Below are 23,010 nucleotides of genomic sequence, written 5' to 3' on the forward strand. Positions count from 1 at the left end.
GTGGCGTGAACGCGTCGTTTCGATTTAATTCATCGAAATCTCGAAGTGGTCATGATGATATTCCTGTCGCAAACTTCGCGGGTTGCCCACAGATCTCAGAACCTCTGCGGGGCAGCCGGCTTGTTTCCGACGATGGCGTCGACACGGGCCAACACCTCAAGCGTCAGCTTGTCTTTGTGTGCCAGCGCCGCCAGATTGTCTTCTAGCTGGCTCATGCGCGATGCGCCGAGAATGACCGTCGATACGTTGCGGTTCGAAAGGCACCAGAGCAGCGCAAGATGGGTGATCGAAATGCCGATCTCTTCCGCGAGATTCGCCAATTCCACCACCTGAGCAAGCCGGGAGCGACCGGCTTCGCTCGCCCACCTCTCCTTCAGCCATTCATAACCGGGCAGGTTCATACGGCTGTCGTTGGGCACGCCCTTGTTGTACTTGCCGGTCAGAACGCCCGATGCAAGCGGCGACCAAATCGTGGTGCCCAGACCCATCAGCTCGTAAAGCGGCAGGTAGTCGCCTTCTACCTTCTGGCGTTCGAAAATATTGTATTGCGGCTGCTCCATCGTCGGAGGCGTGATGCGCAGGTCGCGTGCCACGGCATAAGCTTCAGTCAATTGCTGGGCCGACCATTCCGACGTGCCCCAATAGAGGATTTTGCCTTGGGTCACGAGGTCGTGCATGGCACGAACCGTTTCCTCGATCGGAGTGTCGATGTCGGGCCGGTGGCAGAAATAGAGATCGAGATAATCGACCTGCAGCCGCTTCAATGCAGCGTGAGCGGCGTCGGTGACATGCTTGCGCGATAGACCCCTTTGTGTCGGCTTCTCACCACCCCAGAACACCTTGCTGGAAACGATGAAGCTGTCGCGGCTCCAACCGAGGGTTTTCAGGGCTTCACCCATAACGACTTCGGACTTGCCGCTCTCATAACCCTCGGCATTGTCAAAGAAATTGATGCCGCTGTCATAGGCTCGCGCCATCAGGCTGACTGCATCGCTGCCCTCGACCTGCCTGCCGAAGGTAACCCATGATCCGAACGAGAACTCGCTGACCTGCAGGCCAGATTTTCCAAGACGACGATATTCCATGGCGCAATTCCTAAGGGACAAAGGATGCGGCAACATAGGCCCATAGCGACTGCAAAGACAATCACCTTCCCGTCAGCTTCGTCGAGGACAGCGCCTGTCGGCATTGAAGCGCAACGACGGTGAGCGCGCTTGCCCGAAATCATCGACGGCGCCGCATATCCATGCAATATGGATGTTACGACCAACCCCGATATTGACTCATTTTCATACAACCGCACAAACAATCCTTAGTTGTTATCATTTTGTTAGCCAGATTCTAACAGTCTGTTTTTAGAGACATTCTTAGTTCTATTCTAATCTTGATTATTTTAATCATCTTTTGTTGACTGCAGCTTAAAAGGGTGTAAGTTCCCGCTCATAAACGATCTGGCTCGCGTTTTCGCGAACCGTGATTCGGGGAGACATGAATGAAGACGAGCATTGTTCAATACCAGCTTCTCGACCCCCGGAAGCTCATTCCGACCGAAGAAATCGATGGCGACAGAGTCGTCGAGCTCGAACAGGAGATCGTGCAATCCGGCCGGTGGACGCGACCGATCACCGTCCATCGGGGCGATTGGTTCGTCATGGACGGGCACCACAGGCTCACCATTGCGCAACGCCTTGACTTCAAAGTGCTCCCGGTTGTTCTTTTGGACTACGACACCGTTCGGGTGGAGGCATGGCGGCAAGGTGAAACAATCACGCCCGACATGATTTTCGAGATGGCGCGCAGCGGCCGAAAATTCCCCTGCAAGACGACGCGCCACATTTTCGAAAGCCCGCCTCCGGCTTGCGACATCCCCCTGGGAGAGCTTCGGCATCCCGACCCTGCCCCAAGCGCCAAACATTCAATGGCTCCTTCTTAAGGGGAGAGCGCCAAACAGCCCAACGCGGATCCTTCCGCCGCGATAATGGACGAGCGAAATCGACGCGCTCGCTCAACGGGCACCCTTTTGCTCCTCACATCACATCGGCAACATCGAAAGGCATCGACGATGACCAAGACGTTCATGCATACGCCTGCCATCCATATCCTCACGCGTTCTGATTTATCGGATATCGAACTGCCACCGGCAGAGGTCATTCGGCTCGTCGAAGATGCCTATTTGTCCTATGCTGAGGGACAATCGCGTTGCCCGACCAAGCTTATGATGCCGCTGCCGAATGAACAGCGGGACGCGGTCTCCTATTCTATGCTGGGATATGACGGTGCGCTCGAACAAGTCGGGTTCAAGACCTCCTATCGCCAAGGCAGCGAAAGCGCTGAAAAATACTACACCACGATCAGCCTCTATGACGATACGACCGGACTTCCCTTCGCCTTCATGGATTGCCATCGTGTCGGCGGTTCGCGCACGCCGGCCACAACCGCCATCATTGCCAAACATTGCGCCAAGGAGGACGCACGATCGGCGCTGATGCTCGGGACAGGCGCGCAGGGTATCAATACGCTGCCCTATCTTCTGACCGCCCTGCCCCGCCTGCAAACCCTGCGCCTCTTTGGCACGCATCCCGACGGGCTTGCGGCGAGCCTTTCCACATTTGTCAAGTATTTTCCCGATCGTGAGATCGAGTTGGTGAAGGACGTCCCGGAGGCGGTCGCCGCATCCGACATCGTGGTGGCCGCCTCCGGCCGCGCCGCCCACCCCAAAATCCAGACCAAGTGGCTCAAGCCCGGCGGCCTGTTGATCTCGGTTGCCAGCAAAGGGGTCGAGGCGGGTGCATTGCACGATGCCGACTATGCGATCGCCACGAACGAGGGTCAGTTGGGCGTGACCGGAAAGCGGCTCGCCGGCACGGAGGGCATCGCCAAGATCGATGCCGAGCTGCCTGATATCGTCGCTGGCCGCAAACCCGGGCGTAACAGTCAGGAAGACCGGGTATTCGCATTCAGCAGCGGCATGATCATTACCGATATCCCAGTTGCTCACGCATTGGCCACCAGAGGGATTGCCGCCGGCCGCGGCAAGCGGGTCGAACTATGGAGCTAGTGATCAATTCGATGCGCGCCCGGGAACAGGCCTGGGCGATTGCCGTCAGGCAAGACATTGAGCTGCTGAGCCAGATTCACCGCGCGACGGATGGCCCGTTTCATATCATCCATCCCGAGAGCTTTGCCGACAATCTGGCGGCCTTCCAAGACGTTCTGCGGGAAAGAAACGTGACGGGACACGTTTATTTCGGCAAGAAAGCCAACAAGGCGGGCGCATGGCTGCGTGAAGTCGCAAGACTACGCGGATCGGTCGATGTCGCCAGTCTGCCCGAATTTGTTCATGCGCTCGCCAATGGAATCCTCGGCGAGGATATTGGCGTGACGGGCGCCGCCAAAAGCAACGATCTCCTTTGGCTGGCTTGCCGCCACGGTGCCACCGTTGCCATCGACGCCCTGGATGAACTGGAACGGGCAATCGATATCGCGGCGGAAACCGCTCCCTTGCGCATCCTGCTGCGGGTGCTGCCGCCCACCGGGCAGAACAGCCGCTTCGGATTGAACTCAAATGACCTTCGCGTCGCGTTGGAGCGCTGCGCGAAGGCCAGACGCCACCTGATCATGGATGGCTTTTCCTTCCATCTCGATGGTTATGCGGTAGAGCCGCGCGCCGAATTGGCGTCGATATTGATCGACCAATGCCTGGAAGCACGCCGACAGGGCTTTCCGGCAACCGCCACTTCCATCGGCGGAGGCTTTGCCTGCGCCTATGTCGAAGAAGAGGAGTGGAAGGCTTTTAAGGAAACGATCGATCCGGCCGAGTTTCACGCCGGAAAGAGCTTCAACCACTTCTATCCCTATTACCAGGCTCCCACCGGCGCCGCCATGCTCGACGCGATCCTGCAAAGCCCGGACTCTGAAGGGACGCTTGCATCGAAGCTCATCGCTGCGGAGGTGCAATTGTATCTCGAGCCGGGACGGGCGCTTCTCGACGGTGCAGGGATCACGGTCTTTCCGGTGCAGAGTTTCAAGCGCAATGCGGAACACGGCATCGTAACCGTAGCCGGCCTCAGCATGAGCTTGTCGGAACAGTGGAAAAACAGCGAATTTCTGCCGACCCCTATTCTGGTGCAAAGAGGAGCGGCCCGTCCCCAGGAGCCCATTCGCGCCGCGATCGGCGGCTCCAGTTGCATGGAATACGACGTTCTGACCTGGCGCAAGATCGCGTTTCCCGCGACCCCTCGGTATGGCGATCTGATCATTTATCCCAACACAGCCGGCTATCAGATGGACAAGAACGAGAGTGAGTTTCACCAACTCGCCTTGCCGCCGAAAATTGTTGTGACCCGGCAGGGCGAGCGTTTCACCTGGAGGATGGATCAATGACCAGACACATTAGCCGGCCTGCTGAACGCGTGGTAACGACATGCTCCGAGCTGATTGGCGATACGCCCCTGCTGGAACTTGCGCGAACCGGATCCGGCAGCCGATTGCTGCTGAAGCTGGAACAGTTCAACCCCACCGGAACCTGCAAGGTTCGGATGGCACGGGAAATGATCCTAGCGGCTGAGCGGGACGGAAAGCTGAAGCCGGGCGGCCGCATCGTCGAGCCAACCTCGGGCAATACCGGAACGGGTCTGGCGCTTGCAGCAGTCGAGCGGGGCTATAAGTTTACCGCTGTCGTCGACAGCCACGCATCGCGCGACAAGCTTCGGGCGATGCGGGCCATGGGCGTCGATCTCGTTTTTGCCGAGAGCAAGGGGGACGGCCCCAGCACTGTCGAGCGGCGGCGCATCGCGGGAGAAATCGCCGAGGAAACCGGCGCATTCTGGCCGGATCAGCACTACAACCCCAACAACAACAATGGCTATGTCGGCTTGGCGGCCGAACTGCTCCGCGACCTCGGTACGGATATCGACTATCTCGTCGGCGCGGTCGGCACCGGCGGCACCCTATGCGGAACGGTAAGGGAACTACGCCGCCTCGGCTCGCAAGTCACGAGCATCGGTGTCGAACCGACGGGATCGATCATCTTCGGGGGCCGGCCTGGCAAATATTGGCAGACTGGCGCCGGCGCACCGGGCGGATTTACCGTCGGCCCCAACGTCGATCATGCTCTGATCGATGAGGGATTGACGGTCGGAGACATCGAAGCATTCACGGCAGCCCGGGTCGTCGCTCGCCGAACGGGCATGCTTGTCGGCGGGACCGCGGGTGCCGGCATCCATGTGGCGCTCAAACGTCTGGCCCTCATCGAGCCGAACAGCACGATGGTGGTTCTGGTCTGCGACGCCGGCGAAAAATATCTCGACACCATCTACGACGACGACTGGCTTCGGGAACGCCATCTGTTTGACGAGACGGCACATCGGCGACTGCATAGGCTTTTCGATGCATACCGTGAATCGATATATCTCGCCTCTCGAACTGCGGCAGCGGTGGGAGCATAACGACGTGGCCACAATGCAATTTCGAAACTATCGGGACATCGTCACGCTCGCTGCCCCCATTGCCGGCATTCAGTTCGCTCAGGTCGCCCTTACCAGCACTGACCTCCTGATGATGGGCTTCATCAGCGTTCAGGCCGTTGCTGCGGGCGGCCTTGCGATCCTGCTCTACAACCAACTGCGTACAATGTGCGTCGGCATGGTGACGGGCGTCGGCAATATGATTGCCGCCTCCGTGGGACGAGGAGAAAAGAGAACCGGAACCTCATCCATCGACACCACAACGCATGACGAAGTTCGCGATCTGCTGCGGGCATCGATGATGCTGGCAACGATCGTTGCGATTGTCGCGGGCATCATCCTCGTCGCTCTCAGCTATTGCCTGGTCTTTCTCGGGCAGAGCGGCGCGGTCGTCGAGCTTGCGAAACCAATCATGCTGACGCTCGCACCGGGCCTGCTGCCCATGCTGTGGCTCAATGTTTTGCGTCAGTTTGCGGTGGGAATGCGCCGCGCCGGCTCCCTCCTGTGGGTTACGATCCTCTCGATCGCCGTCAACGCTCTGCTCGATGCCGCTTTCATTTACGGATGGCTTGGCTTGCCGAAGCTCGGCCTGGCGGGCATCGGTCTGGCAACCACGCTTGTCCAGATATGGACCTTTTTCGTTTATCTGCGGACTGTCTGGCGGGATGAAAAACTGAACGCCCTTCTCGCACTGGACGGATGGCGGGCTCAGCCCGCGACGATAAGAAAAATCGCCAGGATGGGAACGCCGATCGCTTTGACCTATGGTTCCGAAGCGGCAATTACCTCCATCGCGACCGTTTTCATGGGTACCTTCGGTCCGGTCGCTCTCGCCGCTTCCAACATCGTCAATCAGCTCGCCTATATCGTCTATCAGGCCAATATCGGACTATCTCAGGGATCATCGATATTGGTGAGCCGCACGGCCGGAAAGGGCCAGGCCGGTGAAATCGGTGCGATCGCAAGGCGCACCTTCACGATCAGCTTCTCCCTCATGACGGCTGTTGGCCTTCTCTACGTCCTGCTTCCGCAGGCAGTGCTGCGCCCCTTCCTGGGTGACGAGGCCGATCCGACCGTGCTTTCCGCGGCGACCACGCTGCTCTGGTTCGCCATAGCGCATCAATTCTTCAAGGGGTCGCAAAACATCTGCATCGGACTGCTGCGCGGGCTTGGAAACACGAAGGCCGGGCTGACAAATACGCTGATCGGCTATTGGCTGATCGGCATCCCCGCTATGGCGGTCTGCGGATATTGGATCGGCTGGGGCAGCTATGGCATCTGGTTTGGCCTTTGCCTCGGATTCGGAGCCACCAGCTTCTTGCTGTGGTGGCGTTTCGTTACCGACCTCAGAACGGCATCGGCTTCGCTGCAAGACGCTGAATATCAAGGTGCCAGTTAGCGAGCCCGACGCGGGCAATTTTCCCGCATACCGCGATAAAATATGATTGTAATCATCATGTTTTATCGCTAAGCAGAGTAATATAGTCAAGTTTTACGGCCAGACCGTCGAGACGCCGCTTCTTGCAAGCGGCTGGGAGACGGCGTCTGCCAACGAAACGTCATGTTGTAACAAATACTGAACTGGAGGATATCCCCATGAGGCGGCGCGCGTTGGGCGTATTTAATATTGCAAGCATTATTGTCATGTTGACCTCGGGTGGCGCTTTTGCCGAGGACAAAAAGACTCTTTCGATCGTGGATGATCGCGGTGTGACCGTGCAGGCCCCGGTCAACCCGAAGCGGATCGCCTCGGTTTCCTACCTTGCGGTCGATGTCGCGCTTGCCCTCGGCATCAAGCCTGTCGCGACCACCTACATGACGGCCGGACGCGAACCGGACTTCCTTCTCGGCCTGACGAAGGACATGAAGCAGATCGGACAACGGGCGAAGCCCAATCTCGAATTGCTGTCGGAAGTTCGGCCCGACGTTATCATTGCCATGAAACGCTACACCGTCGGCAATGCCCCACAGTTCGAAAAGATCGCGCCCTATATCGCCTACAATATGGAGCTTCTGAGCCAAAGCTATCAGGAGGTCGCCGACCTTTCGAAGCTGTTCGGAAATCCGAAGCGCGGCGAAGAATTGAACGCCGCTTTCAAGAAGGATCTCGAGGAGTTCGCCGCAAAGGCGCCGAAGAACACGCGCCCGCGTTTCCAGATCATGTGGGCGGGCGATACCCCCTTCTCCTTCCATACCGAAAACACGGCAGCATCGATCGTTGCAGCGCTCGGAGGCGACAATATCGTTGGCCCGATGACGAAGGACGGCCGCTTCGGCGAACAGCTCAGCCTCGAAACGATGCTGGAAAAAGATCCGGAGGTGATCTTCGTCTATGACAGCGGCCCGGATCGTCCGCACGAGAATAATCCCATCTGGAAACAGCTCTCGGCCGTCAAGAACGGTCGCGTGCACTATGTCGGTGACGAATGGGTGGAGACCAATGGTCCGATCGGCCGTGAGCTGGTGCTGCGTGAGGCCGCCCACTACCTCTACCCCGACACCTTCCCTGCCGTCGACGTCAAGGCGGAGGCGGCGAAGCTGATCCCGACCGAGCTGCAAAATTGATGAGGATCGCGGCTGCTCAGCCGCCACGCAATGATCTTCGATCGCTGGTGATGACAATCACGATCGTGGCCGTTGCCGCGATCGTGATTGTCGGCGGGCTTCTGATCGGCGCAAAGCCGCTTCAGCCGCGAGCTCTTTGGACGGTTCTGTTCGAGCCCGACGGGAAGATCGATTCCATTGTCGTATGGACATTGCGGCTGCCGCGCAGCCTCGCGGCTTACATCGGAGGCGCCGGTCTCAGCGTCTCCGGTTATCTGCTGCAGACACTGACCCGCAATCCGCTCGCCGGGCCGGGCCTGACCGGCGTGATATCCGGAGCGGTGACACCGATCGTTTTCTGTTTCGTTTTCATGCCGTGGCTTTCGTCCGCATATTATCCGTTGGTCGGGCTGGCGGGCGGTTTGGCGGCTGCGCTGTTGACCTTCTGGGTCTCACGCGGAGGCAGAGGACGCCCCTTGCATCTGGCCCTTGGCGGCGTCAGCATTTCTTTGTTCCTCAGCGCAGTCACGACCTACATCCTGTTGTTGAGCGGACCGCAGGTGCCGTCATTGCTTTTCTGGCTGGCCGGCGGCTTTCAGGGACGTTCGTGGACGCAGCTCGCATACATGACACCTTGGGTTTTTCTTGGCACCGCCGGCGCATTGGCATGCCAGCGCGTGATCGGACTTCTCGCCCTTAGCGAGCAGGCGGCGGCCGGGATGGGATTGCAGCTCTCGTTTTGGAAGCCATTGCTGCTTCTTCTCGCAGTTTTGCCGGTGGCGGGCGTGACGCCCGTGGCAGGTCCTGTCGCCTTCGTCGGGTTGGCAGCGCCGCATATCGCCCGGCTTTTGGGGCCGAAAAGTCCAGGATGGACGATTGCGCTCACCGCGGCCATCGGCGGCCTGATGGTGGTTGTCGCCGACGTCATTGCGCGAAGCGTTGCCGCTCCCCAAGAACTTCCGGTTGGCATCGTCACGGCGCTGATAGGAGGGCCGTTGTTCATCTACCTCGTGCAAAGCCGCAACTTCTCCTTCAAGGGAGAAGCGTGAGCATGGCCACTTCTCTGTCGCTCCGAAACACCGGCAGCACCGGATTCCTGCTCGCCTTTATCTTCATCGCGCTCCTCTCGTTCATGCTGGCGGTGTTTGTGGGCGTGGCCGATATTCCCCCATCGGATGTCATCGCTGTGTTCACGGGACACGGTTCGCAGCAGGCGCAATCGGTCATCATGGATATCCGCCTGCCCCGAATTGTGACGGGTATACTGGCTGGCATTCATCTCGCTGTTGCCGGCCTTATTCTTCAAAGCGTTACCCGCAACCCGCTGGCCGATCCTTCGATCATGGGTGTCTCGCAGGGGGCAACGCTCGCAGTCACCGTCTTCCTGCTGTTCACAGTCTATATTCACTATACCGGATCGACGACCGTCGCCGAACTTCCCCTTGAGTGGCTGCCGGCCGTCGGCACGGTGGGCGGTCTTCTGGCAGGCGGCATCATCTATATGCTGGCCTTTCGTCTCGACCTTGGACCGCTTCGCATCACGCTTTGCGGCATTGCGGTGGGAGCCGTGCTACAGGCGCTAGCCATCGGATTGATCGCAGGCTGGGGCTCTGCGCGGATTGAAGTGCTACTGGAATGGCTTTCCGGCAGTCTCTATGCGCGCAGTTGGGAACATGCCGCCTTCCTGTTTCCGTATACGATTGCCGGTCTCGCTGTCTTGCCCATGATCCGAAGGCCGCTGGAACTGCTGCGCTTCGATGTTTCCACGGCCCGGTCCTTCGGGCTTTCCTACCGGCGGCAATTTTCGCTTGCGCTGCTTTTGTCCTGCGCGCTTGCGGCAAGCGCGGTTGGCACGGTCGGACCCATCGTCTTCATCGGGCTTATCGTCCCTCACCTTGCCCGCTTTCTGGCCGGCAAGCGCACCGCCCTCGTTCTGCCTCTGACGATCGCCCTCGGCGCCGTGACCGTAACCCTCGGAGATCTTGTCGGCCGGCTCATCGGGCAGGCCGACGAAATCCCGATCGGTATCGTCACGGCGATCTGCGGCGTTCCCGTGCTCATCGCGCTTCTGCGCAAAACCCCATGAGGATGCCATGCTGCTGTCCTGCTCCCGCCTGTCCGTCGCCTATGGTGCTCGAAGAGCACTGAAGGCTCTCAATCTCTCCTTCAGGCCAGGCGAGATCCGTGCGCTGATCGGACCCAACGGCTCCGGAAAGAGCACGGCCCTCCAAGCCCTTTCCGGTCTGATCAAACCGGCGGGAGGCAACACCGAGATCGACGGCAGACCGATCACCTCCATGTCGCGCCGGCAGTTGGCAAGGCACCTTGCATTTCTGCCGCAGCAGCCGGCCGCACCTGACGAGATGACCGTGGCGCAACTGGTGAGGCAAGGTCGCTTCGCACATGTCGGCCTGTTCCGGAACTACGGCCCGCGGGACGAAGATGCCATTCGCTGGGCCCTGGAAAGCACCGGCCTTCATAGTTTCGCCGACAGGAGCCTGCGGGAATTGTCCGGCGGCGAGCGCCAGCGGGCCTGGATCTCGGCGGCGATTGCACAGGAAGCACGAATCCTGCTTCTCGATGAGCCGACGTCATTTCTCGACATCGGCTACCAGGTGGAAGTCCTCGATCTTGTCTATCGGCTCAGCCGGGAAAAAGGCGTCACCATCATCATGGCGATCCACGACCTCAACCAGGCAATGTCCGTTTGCGATCAGATCTCATTGCTCGATAGGGGCAATCTGGTCTTTGACGGCGATCCAAAGGTACTGGCCGACACTGGGCTGATCGAAAAGGTCTTCCGGGTGAAAGGCCGTTTCGTGCCGATCACCTCCGATGCGCCCCCGCATTTCGATGTCGAGCTTGCGCATCGGTATCACTAGGACAGGCGGAGTCACGGGGCTTTGGGAGGCTTTGGAAATGTATCCGGAAGATCATGATTCGAACGCATCCTCCAAGGGTTTCCTGGCTGAACTTCTGATTCGCATGCCGATGCTTCGGTGGCTTTTGGGCAACCTGCCCGTTCGCACCGCCCCCGAAAAGCAATCCGTTTCCGGCTATGGCGCCGATGAGCCTCTCTGCAAGGAATTGGCGGATGCCGCGATAGGCGATCTACGCCGGAAGGCTCTGATTTCCTCGGTGCTCCATTCCGCTTCTTCCCGTTGGCAGCGCGGCTGACGGAGAACAATGACCTTACATCTTCCAGGAGCGGGCTTTTCCGCCAACTGTTAATCGCAAGCAGCGTTCCTATATATAGCTGCAAATCGTCTTTCTGCCTAAGGACAGGAGAAACAATGCTTGGTGCAGTTCCGCGTTTCACGCAGCTAGCAGTCATCGTCGCTCTCGCCGTTGCCACCACCCTTGCAAGCTTCGGCGATGCCGATGCACGGCGGGCCGGCGGCTTCGGTGGATTTGGCAGCCGTGGAACCAGAACCTTTGACTCTCCGGCGATAACGCGCACCGCTCCGACGCAGGCAGCTCCCATCGACCGGACCATGACGCCGCGGCCGCAGACCGCAACGCAATCGCCGATCAATGCGCAGCCGCGTCCCAGCTTGTTCAACGGTTTCGGCCGGTCGATGCTCGGCGGATTGATCGCGGGCGGCCTTCTCGGCATGCTGCTCGGACACGGCTTCGGCGGCGGCTTTGGCTTCCTTGGCCTGCTGCTGCAGATTGGCCTGATCATTGCGGCCATCAGCCTCGCCATGCGGTTTTTCGCAAACCGGCAGCAAACCTCCTATTCCGCATCGGGATCGAACACGCCTTATCATATGAACGCGTCGCGGCCCTCCTCCTTCGCCATTCCGACGATCGGCGGCGGAGCTGCCAGCCCCACGCAGCAAAGAAAGGCGAATGACGAGATCGGGCTGTCGCAGGCCGACCTCGACCGTTTCGAACAGCTTCTGACGGAAGTCCAGTCGGCTTATGGCGCTGAGGATTACAACAGCCTGCGCCGTCTTACCACGCCGGAGGCAATGTCCTATCTTGCCGAGGAGCTTGGAGAAAACGCGACCAAGGGCGTTCGCAACAGCGTCACCAACGTTCATCTGCTGCAGGGCGATATCTCGGAAGCCTGGCGCGAGGGCAATACCGACTATGCCACCCTCGCCATGCGTTATTCGAGCATCGATGCGCTACTCGACCGTGCGACGGGCCGGGTTGTCGACGGCGACGATCGCAATGCGTCCGAGACCACCGAGATCTGGACCTTCGTGCGCAAGCCCGGTTCGGACTGGAAGCTTTCCGCTATCCAGGGAACGGAACTCCATAATGCTTGAGCCTGCCTCGGCAGGCTCAATGCCTCATCGTGCCCGGAAAGCAACGATCAATCCACCTCACCGCCGACGTCAGACTGTCAGGTAAGACAAAGCGTCTGCCGCGGCATCGGACGTCGCCAACGCGTCAACCTGCGCCGATGTCATGGCGGCGATCTGAGCCGGAGTAAAGGCCTCAGCCTGGGAGGTCGACAGGGCGGCGAGCGCAGTGGTGCTCAATCCGGAGATTGCGCTCGTATTCAGGGAGACGATCTGCTCGGCGGAAAACGCCGATAGATCATCCGCGCTCAGCGCGGCGGCCTGAACCACGTTGAAGGAGCTGACCTGCGATGCCGACAACGCTCCAACTTGCGCAGTACTCATCGCCGCCACCTGGACGTAGCTCAGCGAAGCAACCTGGCTTGTCGTCAAACCTGCGATCTCGTCGGAGGATAGGGACGCGAAAGCCGTCGTGGACAATCCCCTGATTGCCGTCGAGCTAATCGCCGCAAGTTCGTCAGTCGAGAACGTTTCCAGATCCGCAGTAGTCAACCCGGCAAGCCCGGCGGAACTCATAGCGGCTATCTGGCTGGTGGAGAGCGCTTCGATCTGCTCCTCGCTCAGAACGTTGACCTGATCGCTCGTCAGTCCGGAGATGCCTCCAGTGCTCAAGGCTGCAATCTCATCGGTAGAAAGCGTTGCGATGAAGTCCGTGGACAGCCCCTTTATCGAGCCTGAGCTAATCGCGGCAAGTTCTTCCGGCGAGAAGGTGTCCAGCATTTCCGCAGTCAGGCCCTTGAGCGCGTCCGAACTCAACGCAGCTATCTGATTGGTCGAGAATGTTTCGACCTGCTCAATGGTCAAAGCGCCGGCCTGCGCACTGCCGAGGCCCGCGATACCTGCCGTACCAAGCGCCGCGACCTGCTCGACCGAAAGCGAGGCGATATCGGCCGTACTCATCGCCGCAATCTGCTTGGAGGTCAGAGCGCCGACCTGTGCCGTCGTCAAAGCGTCTACCTGATCCGTGCTGAGGACGGCGATCTGGTTGGTGGTCAGCCCCGATATCGCCGCCGTACCCAGAGCCTCGACCTGGGTTGCCGTCAGCGAGGCGACCGTTGCCGTTGACAAGCCCGAGATCGCACTCGAACTGATCGCGCCTATCTCTGCGGTCGTGAAGGTATCCAAATCGGCCGTGGTAAGAGCAGCCATCTGTTTCGAGCTAAGCGCGCTGATCTGCACACTAGTCAGTGCCTCGACCTGATCGGTGCTGAGCACGGCGATCTGATCTGTGGTCAGCCCTGCGATGCCTGCCGTGCCGAGTGCCGCGACCTGCTCCACGGAAAGGGAAGCGATGTCGCCAGTGCTCATTGCCGCAATCTGCTTCGACGTCAGCGCACCAACCTGAGCCGTCGTCAGGGCATCCACCTGACTGGTGCTGAGCACTGCGATCTGGTCACTGGTCAGGCCCGATATAGTCGCCGTGCCCAAGGCTGCGATCTGGGTCGGCGTCAGCGACGCAATCGTTGCCGTCGACAAGCCCGAGGCCGCGCTGGAACCGATCGCCGCCATCTCCGCGGCGGTGAAGGTATCCAGATCCTCCGCACTGAGGGCGGCAATCTGTTTCGAGCTGAGCGCACCAATCTGCGTACTGGTCAGTGCCTCGACCTGATACGTGTTCAGTGCCACGATCTGAGCGGTGCTTAGGCCGGCGATGCCTACCGTGCCAAGTGCAGCAACCTGATCCAGCGAAAGCGAAGCGATGTCGATAGTGCTCATCGCCGCAATCTGTTTCGAGGAGAGAGCATGGACCTGCGCAGTCGTCAGGCCATCAACCTGATCCGTGCTGAGGACAGCGATCTGGTCGGTGGTCAGCCCCGATATGCCCACCGTGCCCAGCGCTGCGACCTGGGTCGGCGTCAGCGAGGCGATCGTTGCCGTCGACAAGCCCGAGACTGCACTCGAACCAATGGCGGCCATCTCGGCGGTCGTGAAGGTATCCAGATCGTCCGTACCGAGGACGGCAATCTGTTTCGAGCTGAGCGCGCCGATCTGCGTACTGGTCAGTGCCTCGACCTGATCGGTGCTGAGCACCGCGATCTGATCGGTGCTCAGACCCTCGATGCCTGCCGTGCCAAGTGCCGCGACCTGCTCTACCGAAAGCGAAGCGATGTCGGCCGTACTCATGGCCGCAATCTGTTTCGATGTGAGAGCACCGACCTGCGCCGTGGTCAGGGCATCCACCTGATCCGTGCTGAGGACGACGATCTGATCCGTGGTCAGACCCGATATGCCCGCCGTGCCCAAGGCCGCGACCTGGGTCGGCGTCAGCGAGGCGATCGTTGCCGTCGACAAGCCGGAGACCGAGATCGAGCCGATCGCGGCCATCTCCGCGGCGGTAAAGGTATCCAGATCCTCCGCACTGAGGGCGGCAATCTGCTTCGAGCTGAGCGCACCGATCTGCGTACTGGTCAGGGCCTCGACCTGATCGGTGCTGAGCGCTGCGATCTGATCGGTGGTCAGACCCGCCATACCCGCCGTGCTCAAAGAGGCTATCTGACTCGCCGAAAGCGAGGCGATCTCGCCGGTGCTCAGGGCCGCAATCTGTCGCGAACCGAGCGCACCGACCTGAGAATTGGTCAAAGCGTCGACCTGATCGCTGCTGAAGGCGGCGATCTGCTTGGTGCTCAATCCGCTAATGCCTACCGTACTCAGGGCTGCGATCTGAGCCGTCGTCAAGGCGGCGATCGCATCCGTCGACAATCCGGGGATGGCGGCCGAACCGATCGCCGCAATCTCCTTGGTCGAGAACGTTGCGATGTCGTCAGCTCCCAGCACCGTAAGCTGCGCGGAACTGAGGGCGCTGATCTGCGCACTGGTCAAAGCCTCCATCTGAGCAGTGCTCAGGGCCGCGATCTGCTTGGTGCTTAGCGTATTGATGTCTAACGTACTCAATGCTGCGACCTGGGCGGTCGTCAGGGAGGCGAGCGTGTCCGTCGACAAGCCGGCGATGGCATTCGAACTGATCGCTGCAATGTCCTTGGTCGAAAAGGTTGCTATGTCGTCCGTGCCGAGGACGGCGATCTGCCTCGAGCTCAGTGCGCCGACCTGAGTACTCGTCAAAGCCTCCACCTGAGCCGTGCTCAAGGCCGCGATCTGCGCGCTGCTCAGAGCGCTGATGCCCAGCGTACTCAGGGCCGCGATCTGGGCCGTCGTCAGGGAAGCGATCGTCGCTGTCGACAACCCCGGGATCGCGCTCGAACTGATCGCCGCGATGTCCTTGGTCGAGAAGGTTGCTATGTCATCCGCACTAAGCACGGTAATCTGTGATGAATTGAGAGTGCCGACCTGGGCGCTGGTCAAGGCTTCCGCCTGACTGGTACTGAGGACCGCTAGCTGCTTGGAGCTCAACCCTGCAACGCCACCGGTGCTCAGGGAGGCGATTTGGGCCGTTGAAAGAGCCGCTATGTCGCCTGTGCTCAAGGCAGCAACTTGCGTGGAACTCAGCGCCGCTATCTGCTTGGTCGATAGGAGCGAAATCTGGCTGGTGCTGAGCGCAGCGATCTGGCTGGTCGAAAGTCCTGCGACGCCACCGGTGCTCAGAGCCGCGATTTGGGTCGTTGAAAGCGATGCTATGTCGCCCGTGCTGAGAGCCGCGATCTGCGTCGAGCTGAGTGCACCGATCTGAGTACTGGTCAAGGCGTCGATCTGACTGGAGCTGAGGGTCGCAATCTGATCGGCGGTCAGGCCCGAGACGCCCGACGTACTCAACACGGCAATCTTGTCGGTAGACAAGACCGCAACATCGTCGCCCAAGGCGGCGACTTGCGCTGCGCTCAACGCCTTGACCTGTGCGGCGGACAGGAGACCGACCTGCACGGTACTCAAGGCATCGATCTGATCGGTCGTCAGGCTTGTGATCGCGCTGGTGCTCAGCGAAGCGAGCTGAACTGTGGTGAGAGCTGCAATAACATCCGCACTCAAGCCCGACATGCCTTTGCTCGCGATCGCCGCGATATCGGCGGTCGAGAAGGTCGCGATGTCATCGGTGCTCAGAGCCCCAAGTTGCGTTGAACTCAGCGCCTTCACCTGTGCCGTGGACAGGGCTTCGACCTGATCGGTGCTCAAAGCTTCGATCTGGTCGGCCGTCAAGCTTGCAACCGCGCTGGTGCTCAGGGCAGCGATCTGTGTGGTGGTGAGAGCTGCGACAACATCCGCGCTCAGGCCCGGCATGGCCTTGTTGGTGATCACCGCGATATCCGCGGTGGAGAAGGCCGCGATGTCATCCACGCTCAAAGCGGCAAGCTGTACCGAACCCAGCGCCTGCACCTGTGTCGTGGACAGGGCCGCGATCTGATCGGTGCTCAAAGCCGCGACCTGATCGTCCGTCAGGCTTGCAACTGCATTGGTGCTCAGGGCGGCAATCTGGGCGGTCGACAGGGCTTCGATCTGATCGGCGTCCAAAGCCTGAAGCTGTACCGTTTTGAGGCCGCTAATCTGGGCAGTCGTCAAGACTGCGATCTGATCGGCGGTAAGCGCCGCGACGGTGTCCGTGCTCAGACCCGAGATGCCCTTGCTCGTAATCGCCGCGATATCCGCGGTGGAAAACGTTGCTATGTCCTCCGCGCTCAAGGCTCCAAGTTGCGTCGAAGTCAGCGATTTCACCTGGACCGACGACAGGGCTTCGACCTGATCGGTGCTCAAGGCTGCGAGTTGCGCGGTTTTGAGGACTGTGATCTGCAGCGTCGTCAGCGCCGCGATCTGGTCGGTGCTAAGCGCCGCGATAGTGTCCGCGCTCATGCCCGGCAGGGCTTTGGTGGTGATCGCCGCGATATCGGCGGTCGAGAATGTCGCAATGTCATCCCCGCTCAGAGCTGCAAGTTGCGTCGAACTCAGCGACTTCACCTGTGTCGGCGACAGGGCTTCGACCTGATCGGTGCTCAAGACCTGTAGCTGTACCGCCGTGAGGGCAGCGACCTGGGCCGTCGTCAATGCGGCGATCTGACCTGTGGTAAACGCTGCTACAATCTCCGTGCTCAGGCCCGGCATGGCTTTGCCCGCGATCGCCGTGATATCGGCGGTCGAAAACGTCGCTATGTCCTCCGCGCTCAGGGCAGCAAGTTGCGTCGAGCTCAGTGCTTTCACCTGTGTCGACGACAGGGCTTCGACCTGGCTCGTGCTCATGGCAGCGAGTTGCGCTGTCTTGAGGGCAGCGATCTGCAGCGTCGACAAAACAGAGATCTGCTTCGTGGAAAGCTCTGCGACAACATCCGTGCTCAGGCCCGGTATGGCTTTGGTGGTGATCGCCGCGATGTCCGTGGTCGAGAACGCCGCTATGTCCTCTGTGCTCAGGGCAGCAAGCTGCGTCGAACTCAGCGCCTTCACCTGTACCGAGGATAGGGCCTTGACCTGATCGGTGCTCAAAGCTGCGACCTGATCCGTCGTCAGGCCTAGGATCGCGACGGTGCTCAAAGCGGCGATCTGGTGGGTGGAAAGGGCTCCGATAATGCCCGTACCTAGGCCCGAGATGCCTTTGCTCGTAATCGCCGCCATATCGGCAGTCGAGAATGTCGCTATGTCATCCGCGCTGAGCGCGCCAAACTGTGCCGAGGAGAGGGCCTTCACCTGTGCCGTCGTCAGGGCCTCGACCTGATCGGTGCTCATGCTCGCAATCTGATCGGTCGTCAGGCTTGCGACCGCACCGGTGCTCAGAGCGGCAATCTGGGTGGTCGACAGCCCATCCAACTGATCGGTGTCCAAGGCCTGGAGCTGCGTTGTTTTCAGGGCGTGTATCTGGGCTGTCGTCAACACGGCAATCTGATCGGCGGAGAGTGCGGCGATAATGTCCGTGCTCAATCCCGGCACGGCTTTGCTCGTGATCGCCGCCATATCGGCAGTCGAGAACACCGCTATGTCCTCCGTGCCGAAGGCAGAAAGTTGCGCCGAAGTCAGCGCTGCCACTTGTGCCGACGACAAGGTTTCGACCTGATCCGTGTTCATGGCCGCGACTTGCGTCGTCGTGAGGCTGGCGACCTGAGCCGTCGTCAATGCGGCGATCTGATCGGTGGAGAGCCCCGCGATAATATCCGCGCCCAGGCCCGGGATGGCCTTATTCGTGATCGCAGCGATATCGGCGGCCGAGAACGTCGCCATATCCTCCGAACTCAGAACCGAGAGCTGCATTGAACTCAACACCTTGATCTGTGCCGACGACAGAGCATCGACCTGATCGGCACTCAAAGCCACGATCTGATTGGTCGTCAGGCTTGCAATCGCGCTCGTGCTGAAGGCAGCGATCTGATCCGTGGTGAGGGCTGCAATCATATCCTCGTTCAAGCCATGCACGGCCCTGTTCGTAATGGCCGCGATATCGGCGGTCGAGAATGTGGCTATGTCATCCGTGCCAAGGGCCTCAAGCTGCGTCGAACTCAACACCTTGACCTGCGCCGGCGACAGGGCTTCGGCTTGATCGGCACTTAAAGCCATGACCTGATCGGTCGTCAGGCTTGCAACCGCACTGGTGCCCAGAGCGGCGATCTGGCCGGTGCTGAGCCCCGCCAGAATCTTGGTACTCAAGCCCAAGATGCCCTTATTCGTGATCGCCGCCATATCGGCGGTCGAGAACGTCGCAATATCATCCGAACCGAGGGCCGCGAGTTGCGCCGAGCTCAGCGACTTCACCTGCGCCGAGGTCAAGGCCTCGACCTGATCGGTACTCAAGACGGCGATCTGATCGGTCGTCAGGCCTGCGATTGCGCTGGTATTCAAGGCAGCAATCTGATCGGTCGACAGGGTCTCCAACTGCTCGGTGTCCAGCGCCTGGAGCTGCGTCGTTTTGAGAGCACTGACCTGGCCCGTCGTCAATGCGGCGACCTGCTCGGTGGAGAGCGCCGCGATAGCATCGGTGCTCAGGCCCGACATGGCCTTGCTGGCAATCGACGCGATATCGGCGGTCGAGAACGTCGCAATATCATCCGCAGTCAGAGCCGCGAGTTGCGATGCTTTGAGGGCGCCGACCTGAGACGTGGTCAGCGCCTCCGCCTGATCTGTCGTCAGAGCATGAAGCTGTGTTGTCGTGAGCGCGGAAACCTGACCCGAACTCAGACTTTCGATGGCAAGCTTATCGAGAATGCTCAACTGATCCAGCGTCAAACCAATGATGGCGCCTTGCGAAATGGCGCCCAACTGCTCGGTATCGAGGACTTTGACATCCTCCGTGTCCAGAGCTGCGAGCTGAGCCGAAGAAAGCGCTGCGATCTGAGCTGTGGAAAGCGACGCCACATCGTCGGTAGACCAAGCGGCGACCGTCGCTGTCGACAGAAGTCTGATCTGACTGACACTTAGGGAAGAACTGATCGAAGTCATGCCCGCAAATCCTAAACGTGAGGTCCAACGCCTCAACAACCGACAGGCGGCCTGTCTGCCCAAGCTCTGAACGAGCATCGGCCATGTGAGTCCGCCATCCTGTAAAGCTGAGTACGAAAAGGGGCTTGCCTGAACCTGAAGTAGGTCGGCTTTCGTCGATCTCTCCATCAGATGCCGTCCGGATGATTTTCCGTCGTAAAACCAAATGGATCGAGGCGTTCGTCGATGCCGGACCAGCCTTTGGTCATTCTGAAGCGGGTAAAAGGCCGCAACGGCTTGTAAAACCCGGTCTGCCGCTATGGTTTCGCGCGGTCGGGATGCGCCGCCTGAAAGGCGGGCAGTTTGACGCATTTGCCATCGATATCGACAATGCGCTTGAAATCGCTCAGGTCCACTCCCCAGCGGCGGGCGTTGTAGACCTGGGGAACAACACAGAGATCCGCCATCGTCGGCCGATCTCCAAAGCTGAATTCCCCATTGAATTCACTGAGCATCGCTTCAACTTTGCGAAGTCCATCCCCGATGAAGTGCTTCATCCATTCGTCCCGGGCATCGGCTTTGCCCGTTATGTTCATGACGTGGGCCACGACATGCGTATTGCATATGGGATGGATGTCCATGGCGACCGCGTAAGCAAGTGCCCGCACGTGTTGCCGGTCCGCAATGTCAGACGGCAGCAATCCACACTCCGGCCGAAGCTCGGCCAGATATTCGATAATTGCGAGCGACTGCGTCAGCGTCCTTCCATCGATCACCAGCGTCGGCACGAACCCCTGCGGGTTGAGCGCCAAATAGTCTGGGCTTCTCTGCTCTCCTTCCAGCAGGTTGATCGATACGGCTCTATAGCCGATCTCAAGCATGTTGAGCGCGATGCGGACACGGTAGCTCGCTGATGATCTCCAATAATCGTAGAGAACGACATCGTTCATCGCGACTTCGACCCTTCATATCTCTCGACCGTCTGCTCGATCGCGCCGAAGATTGAATGCCCGGCCCGATCCTTCATCTCGATGCGGACTTGATCGCCGAAGCGCATAAAGGGGGTCTTCGGCGATCCGGTTTCGATGGTCTCGATCATCCGTATCTCGGCGATGCAGGAATAGCCGTCACCCCCATCTTCCACCGGCTTCCCCGGCCCGCCGTCAAGTTTGTTGGAAACCGTTCCTGAGCCGACGATCGTTCCGGCCACGAGATTGCGGGTCTTGGCGGCGTGGGCGATAAGCTGGCCAAAATCAAACGTCATGTCGATACCGGCGTTTGCCTTGCCGAATGCCTTGCCGTTCAAGGTCACAAGCAGCGGCAGATGCACCTTGCCGCCATCCCAGGCTTCTCCAAGTTCGTCCGGCGTCACCGCGACCGGAGAAAATGCCGATGCGGGCTTGGATTGGAAGAAGCCGAAGCCCTTTGCCAACTCTTCGGGTATGAGGCCGCGCAGCGACACGTCGTTGACGAGCATCACCAGCCGGATGGCGCTGCGGGCGGCCTCCGGAGTCGAACCCATGGCAACATCGCCAACAATGACGGCAACCTCGCCTTCCATGTCGATCCCATAAGCCTCGTCAGCCATCACGATTGGATCACGGGGCGCGAGGAAGCCGTCCGATCCCCCCTGATACATCAACGGATCGATCCAGAAGCTGGCCGGCATCTCGGCGTTGCGCGCCTTGCGTACCAGTTCGACATGGTTGACATAGGCCGAGCCATCAGCCCATTGATAGGCCCGCGGCAAAGGCGAGGCAGCTTCATGTTCGTGAAACCGGATCGTCGGCTGGGCTCCGGTCTCGATACCCTCCGCGATCAGGGCAAGCCTCGGAGCCACATGCTCCCAGTCATCGAGGGCTGCCTGCAGCGTTCGGGCGATGTGACCGACCTCGGAGCAGCGGGTCAGATCGCGGGAGACGACGACGAGCCGGCCGTCCCTTGTGGAGTCTTTCAGTGTCGCAAGCTTCATGTCCCAATCCCAGTGTCGGAGGATGCTTGGCCGGATGTCACTTGATGCCCGGCGTTCCATCGAACTTGCGTTCCAGGCCGTCCCAGCACTCCAGATAATTATCCTGCCGCGTTTCAATCTCAGCCGCGTATTTCGTCACCTGCTGCGGAAACCTGGTCTCGAACATGAAAGCCATGGTCTGCTCCAGCTTCACGGGCTTGAGCTCGGAATTGGATGCCTTTTCGAAGCCCGAGGCATCCGGCCCGTGCGGGAGCATCATATTGTGCAGGCTCATGCCGCCCGGCACGAAACCCTGCTCCTTTGCGTCATACTGGCCATGAATCAGGCCCATGAACTCGCTCATGATGTTGCGATGATACCAGGGCGGGCGGAAAGTGTGTTCCGCCACCAACCAGCGCGGCGGAAAGATCACGAAATCGACATTCGCGGTGCCGGCGCTTTCGGTCGGAGCGGTCAACACGGTGAAGATCGACGGATCGGGATGGTCGAACAGAATCGCGCCGACCGGGGCAAATGTCCGCAGGTCGTATTTATAGGGAATGTAGTTGCCGTGCCAGGCGACCACATCCAGCGGCGAGTGCCCGATTTCGGTGACGTAGAACTTTCCGCACCATTTGACATGCACGCGGCAGAGCGTTTCCTTGTCCTCGAAGGCGGCAACGGGGGTCTTGAAGTCTCGCGGATTTGCCAGGCAGTTCGCGCCGATAGGCCCGCGATCCGGCAGCGTGAATTTCGCGCCGTAATTCTCACATATATATCCGCGCCAGACCTTTTCGTCGCCAATGCGCTGCACCTTGACCATCATGCCGCGAGGGAGGACGCAGATTTCCAAGGGCTCGATGTCCATGATGCCCATTTCGGTGAACACCCTGACAGCGCCGACCTGGGGAACGATCAGCAATTCGCCATCAGCATTGAAGAAATAATCATCCACCATGTCCTCGTTGAAGACATAGGCGTGGGCTGCCATGCCCGCTTGGGTCATGACATCGCCGGCGGTCGTGATCGTGCGAATACCGTCCAGTAAGGTCAGCCTTTCCGTCGGCGCGGGGACTGGATCCCAGCGAAGCTGCCCGAGAGGAAGCGAATGTTCATCAAGGCAGGGTGCCGATTTCCAGAGCGGATAGGAGGCGTTCAAAAAGCGGCGGGTGTGACGCACGCTTGGGCGAATACGATAGAGCCAAGACCTTTCGTTCGTTCCGCGGGGAGCGGTGAACGGGGAGCCGGAAAGCTGCTCCGCATAGAGGCCGTAATTGCATTTCTGCGGACTGTTCTGGCCTTGTGGCAAAGCGCCGGGAAGCGACTCGCTTTCGAAGTCGTTGCCGAATCCCGACATGTATTCCGGCTTGCTCGCCGCCGAAGCCTTACCGTCGGAAGTTCGGGTTACTGCCTGTTCCATCGCTCAATTCCTCCCGGAAACTTCGCGACCCCACAT

Annotated in this window: 16 protein-coding genes; 11 read left to right on the top strand and 5 right to left on the bottom strand. The window is 59.8% G+C overall.

Annotation, left to right across the window (positions count from 1 at the left end):
• Positions 1 to 95: 95 nt before the first annotated feature.
• Positions 96 to 1,085 (bottom strand): aldo/keto reductase, encoded by a 990-nt coding sequence (locus tag QA646_RS24090; RefSeq protein ID WP_283059255.1) that lies wholly within the window; start codon positions 1,083 to 1,085, stop codon positions 96 to 98.
• 407 nt (positions 1,086 to 1,492) lie between these two features.
• Between QA646_RS24090 and QA646_RS24095 the strand changes: the two genes are divergently transcribed.
• The 11 genes from QA646_RS24095 (at position 1,493) to QA646_RS24145 (ending at position 12,286) form a co-directional block, all read left to right on the top strand.
• Positions 1,493 to 1,933, top strand: a complete 441-nt coding sequence (locus QA646_RS24095) for a ParB N-terminal domain-containing protein (RefSeq protein ID WP_283059256.1) — start codon at positions 1,493 to 1,495, stop codon at positions 1,931 to 1,933.
• Positions 1,934 to 2,062: 129 nt separating this feature from the next.
• Positions 2,063 to 3,058, top strand: a complete 996-nt coding sequence (locus tag QA646_RS24100; RefSeq protein ID WP_283059257.1) for an ornithine cyclodeaminase — start codon at positions 2,063 to 2,065, stop codon at positions 3,056 to 3,058.
• Positions 3,049 to 4,383: a Y4yA family PLP-dependent enzyme gene (locus QA646_RS24105; RefSeq protein WP_283059258.1), complete on the top strand. Its 1,335-nt coding sequence runs from the start codon at positions 3,049 to 3,051 to the stop codon at positions 4,381 to 4,383. The genes QA646_RS24100 and QA646_RS24105 overlap by 10 nt, the downstream gene beginning before the upstream one ends.
• The gene (locus QA646_RS24110; protein ID WP_283059259.1) at positions 4,380 to 5,447 is read left to right on the top strand and encodes a cysteine synthase family protein; all 1,068 of its coding nucleotides are present in this window, start codon (positions 4,380 to 4,382) and stop codon (positions 5,445 to 5,447) included. Before QA646_RS24105 ends, QA646_RS24110 begins: the two co-directional genes overlap by 4 nt.
• 13 nt (positions 5,448 to 5,460) lie before the next feature.
• Positions 5,461 to 6,864: an MATE family efflux transporter gene (locus QA646_RS24115; RefSeq protein ID WP_283060553.1), complete on the top strand. Its 1,404-nt coding sequence runs from the start codon at positions 5,461 to 5,463 to the stop codon at positions 6,862 to 6,864.
• Positions 6,865 to 7,109: 245 nt separating this feature from the next.
• Positions 7,110 to 8,030, top strand: coding sequence for an ABC transporter substrate-binding protein (locus QA646_RS24120; protein WP_283059260.1), 921 nt, complete (start codon positions 7,110 to 7,112; stop codon positions 8,028 to 8,030).
• A gap of 50 nt (positions 8,031 to 8,080) precedes the next feature.
• A complete protein-coding gene (locus tag QA646_RS24125) occupies positions 8,081 to 9,058 on the top strand; it encodes an iron ABC transporter permease (protein WP_283059261.1) in 978 nt (325 codons plus the stop codon).
• A gap of 2 nt (positions 9,059 to 9,060) precedes the next feature.
• Positions 9,061 to 10,095, top strand: coding sequence for an iron ABC transporter permease (locus QA646_RS24130; protein ID WP_283059262.1), 1,035 nt, complete (start codon positions 9,061 to 9,063; stop codon positions 10,093 to 10,095).
• Between the two features lie 7 nt (positions 10,096 to 10,102).
• Positions 10,103 to 10,891: an ABC transporter ATP-binding protein gene (locus QA646_RS24135; RefSeq protein ID WP_283059263.1), complete on the top strand. Its 789-nt coding sequence runs from the start codon at positions 10,103 to 10,105 to the stop codon at positions 10,889 to 10,891.
• Between the two features lie 37 nt (positions 10,892 to 10,928).
• A complete protein-coding gene (locus tag QA646_RS24140) occupies positions 10,929 to 11,186 on the top strand; it encodes a hypothetical protein (RefSeq protein ID WP_283059264.1) in 258 nt (85 codons plus the stop codon).
• 116 nt (positions 11,187 to 11,302) lie between these two features.
• Entirely contained in the window at positions 11,303 to 12,286 is a 984-nt protein-coding gene (locus QA646_RS24145) for a Tim44 domain-containing protein (RefSeq protein ID WP_283059265.1), read from the top strand.
• Positions 12,287 to 12,355: 69 nt separating this feature from the next.
• Here QA646_RS24145 and QA646_RS24150 read toward each other — a convergent pair whose 3' ends face one another.
• The 4 genes from QA646_RS24150 to hmgA form a co-directional block, all read right to left on the bottom strand.
• Complete coding sequence (locus tag QA646_RS24150; protein ID WP_283059266.1) at positions 12,356 to 19,624, bottom strand: hypothetical protein; 7,269 nt, start codon at positions 19,622 to 19,624, stop codon at positions 12,356 to 12,358.
• A gap of 296 nt (positions 19,625 to 19,920) precedes the next feature.
• The gene (maiA, locus tag QA646_RS24155; protein WP_283059267.1) at positions 19,921 to 20,553 is read right to left on the bottom strand and encodes a maleylacetoacetate isomerase; all 633 of its coding nucleotides are present in this window, start codon (positions 20,551 to 20,553) and stop codon (positions 19,921 to 19,923) included.
• The gene (locus QA646_RS24160) at positions 20,550 to 21,575 is read right to left on the bottom strand and encodes a fumarylacetoacetate hydrolase family protein (protein WP_283059268.1); all 1,026 of its coding nucleotides are present in this window, start codon (positions 21,573 to 21,575) and stop codon (positions 20,550 to 20,552) included. Before QA646_RS24160 ends, maiA begins: the two co-directional genes overlap by 4 nt.
• Before the next feature lie 37 nt (positions 21,576 to 21,612).
• A complete protein-coding gene (hmgA, locus tag QA646_RS24165) occupies positions 21,613 to 22,974 on the bottom strand; it encodes a homogentisate 1,2-dioxygenase (RefSeq protein ID WP_283059269.1) in 1,362 nt (453 codons plus the stop codon).
• Between the last annotated feature and the right edge of the window lie 36 nt (positions 22,975 to 23,010).

The sequence above is a fragment of the Rhizobium sp. CB3090 genome (assembly GCF_029714285.1).
In the GTDB taxonomy this organism is placed as follows: domain Bacteria; phylum Pseudomonadota; class Alphaproteobacteria; order Rhizobiales; family Rhizobiaceae; genus Rhizobium.

Coding starts and splice junctions, on each gene's coding strand:
- QA646_RS24090 (WP_283059255.1), bottom strand. CDS start 1,085: ATGGAATATCGTCGTCTTGGAAAATCTGGCCTGCAGGTCAGCGAGTTC.
- QA646_RS24095 (WP_283059256.1), top strand. CDS start 1,493: ATGAAGACGAGCATTGTTCAATACCAGCTTCTCGACCCCCGGAAGCTC.
- QA646_RS24100 (WP_283059257.1), top strand. CDS start 2,063: ATGACCAAGACGTTCATGCATACGCCTGCCATCCATATCCTCACGCGT.
- QA646_RS24105 (WP_283059258.1), top strand. CDS start 3,049: ATGGAGCTAGTGATCAATTCGATGCGCGCCCGGGAACAGGCCTGGGCG.
- QA646_RS24110 (WP_283059259.1), top strand. CDS start 4,380: ATGACCAGACACATTAGCCGGCCTGCTGAACGCGTGGTAACGACATGC.
- QA646_RS24115 (WP_283060553.1), top strand. CDS start 5,461: ATGCAATTTCGAAACTATCGGGACATCGTCACGCTCGCTGCCCCCATT.
- QA646_RS24120 (WP_283059260.1), top strand. CDS start 7,110: ATGTTGACCTCGGGTGGCGCTTTTGCCGAGGACAAAAAGACTCTTTCG.
- QA646_RS24125 (WP_283059261.1), top strand. CDS start 8,081: ATGACAATCACGATCGTGGCCGTTGCCGCGATCGTGATTGTCGGCGGG.
- QA646_RS24130 (WP_283059262.1), top strand. CDS start 9,061: ATGGCCACTTCTCTGTCGCTCCGAAACACCGGCAGCACCGGATTCCTG.
- QA646_RS24135 (WP_283059263.1), top strand. CDS start 10,103: ATGCTGCTGTCCTGCTCCCGCCTGTCCGTCGCCTATGGTGCTCGAAGA.
- QA646_RS24140 (WP_283059264.1), top strand. CDS start 10,929: ATGTATCCGGAAGATCATGATTCGAACGCATCCTCCAAGGGTTTCCTG.
- QA646_RS24145 (WP_283059265.1), top strand. CDS start 11,303: ATGCTTGGTGCAGTTCCGCGTTTCACGCAGCTAGCAGTCATCGTCGCT.
- QA646_RS24150 (WP_283059266.1), bottom strand. CDS start 19,624: ATGACTTCGATCAGTTCTTCCCTAAGTGTCAGTCAGATCAGACTTCTG.
- maiA (WP_283059267.1), bottom strand. CDS start 20,553: ATGAACGATGTCGTTCTCTACGATTATTGGAGATCATCAGCGAGCTAC.
- QA646_RS24160 (WP_283059268.1), bottom strand. CDS start 21,575: ATGAAGCTTGCGACACTGAAAGACTCCACAAGGGACGGCCGGCTCGTC.
- hmgA (WP_283059269.1), bottom strand. CDS start 22,974: ATGGAACAGGCAGTAACCCGAACTTCCGACGGTAAGGCTTCGGCGGCG.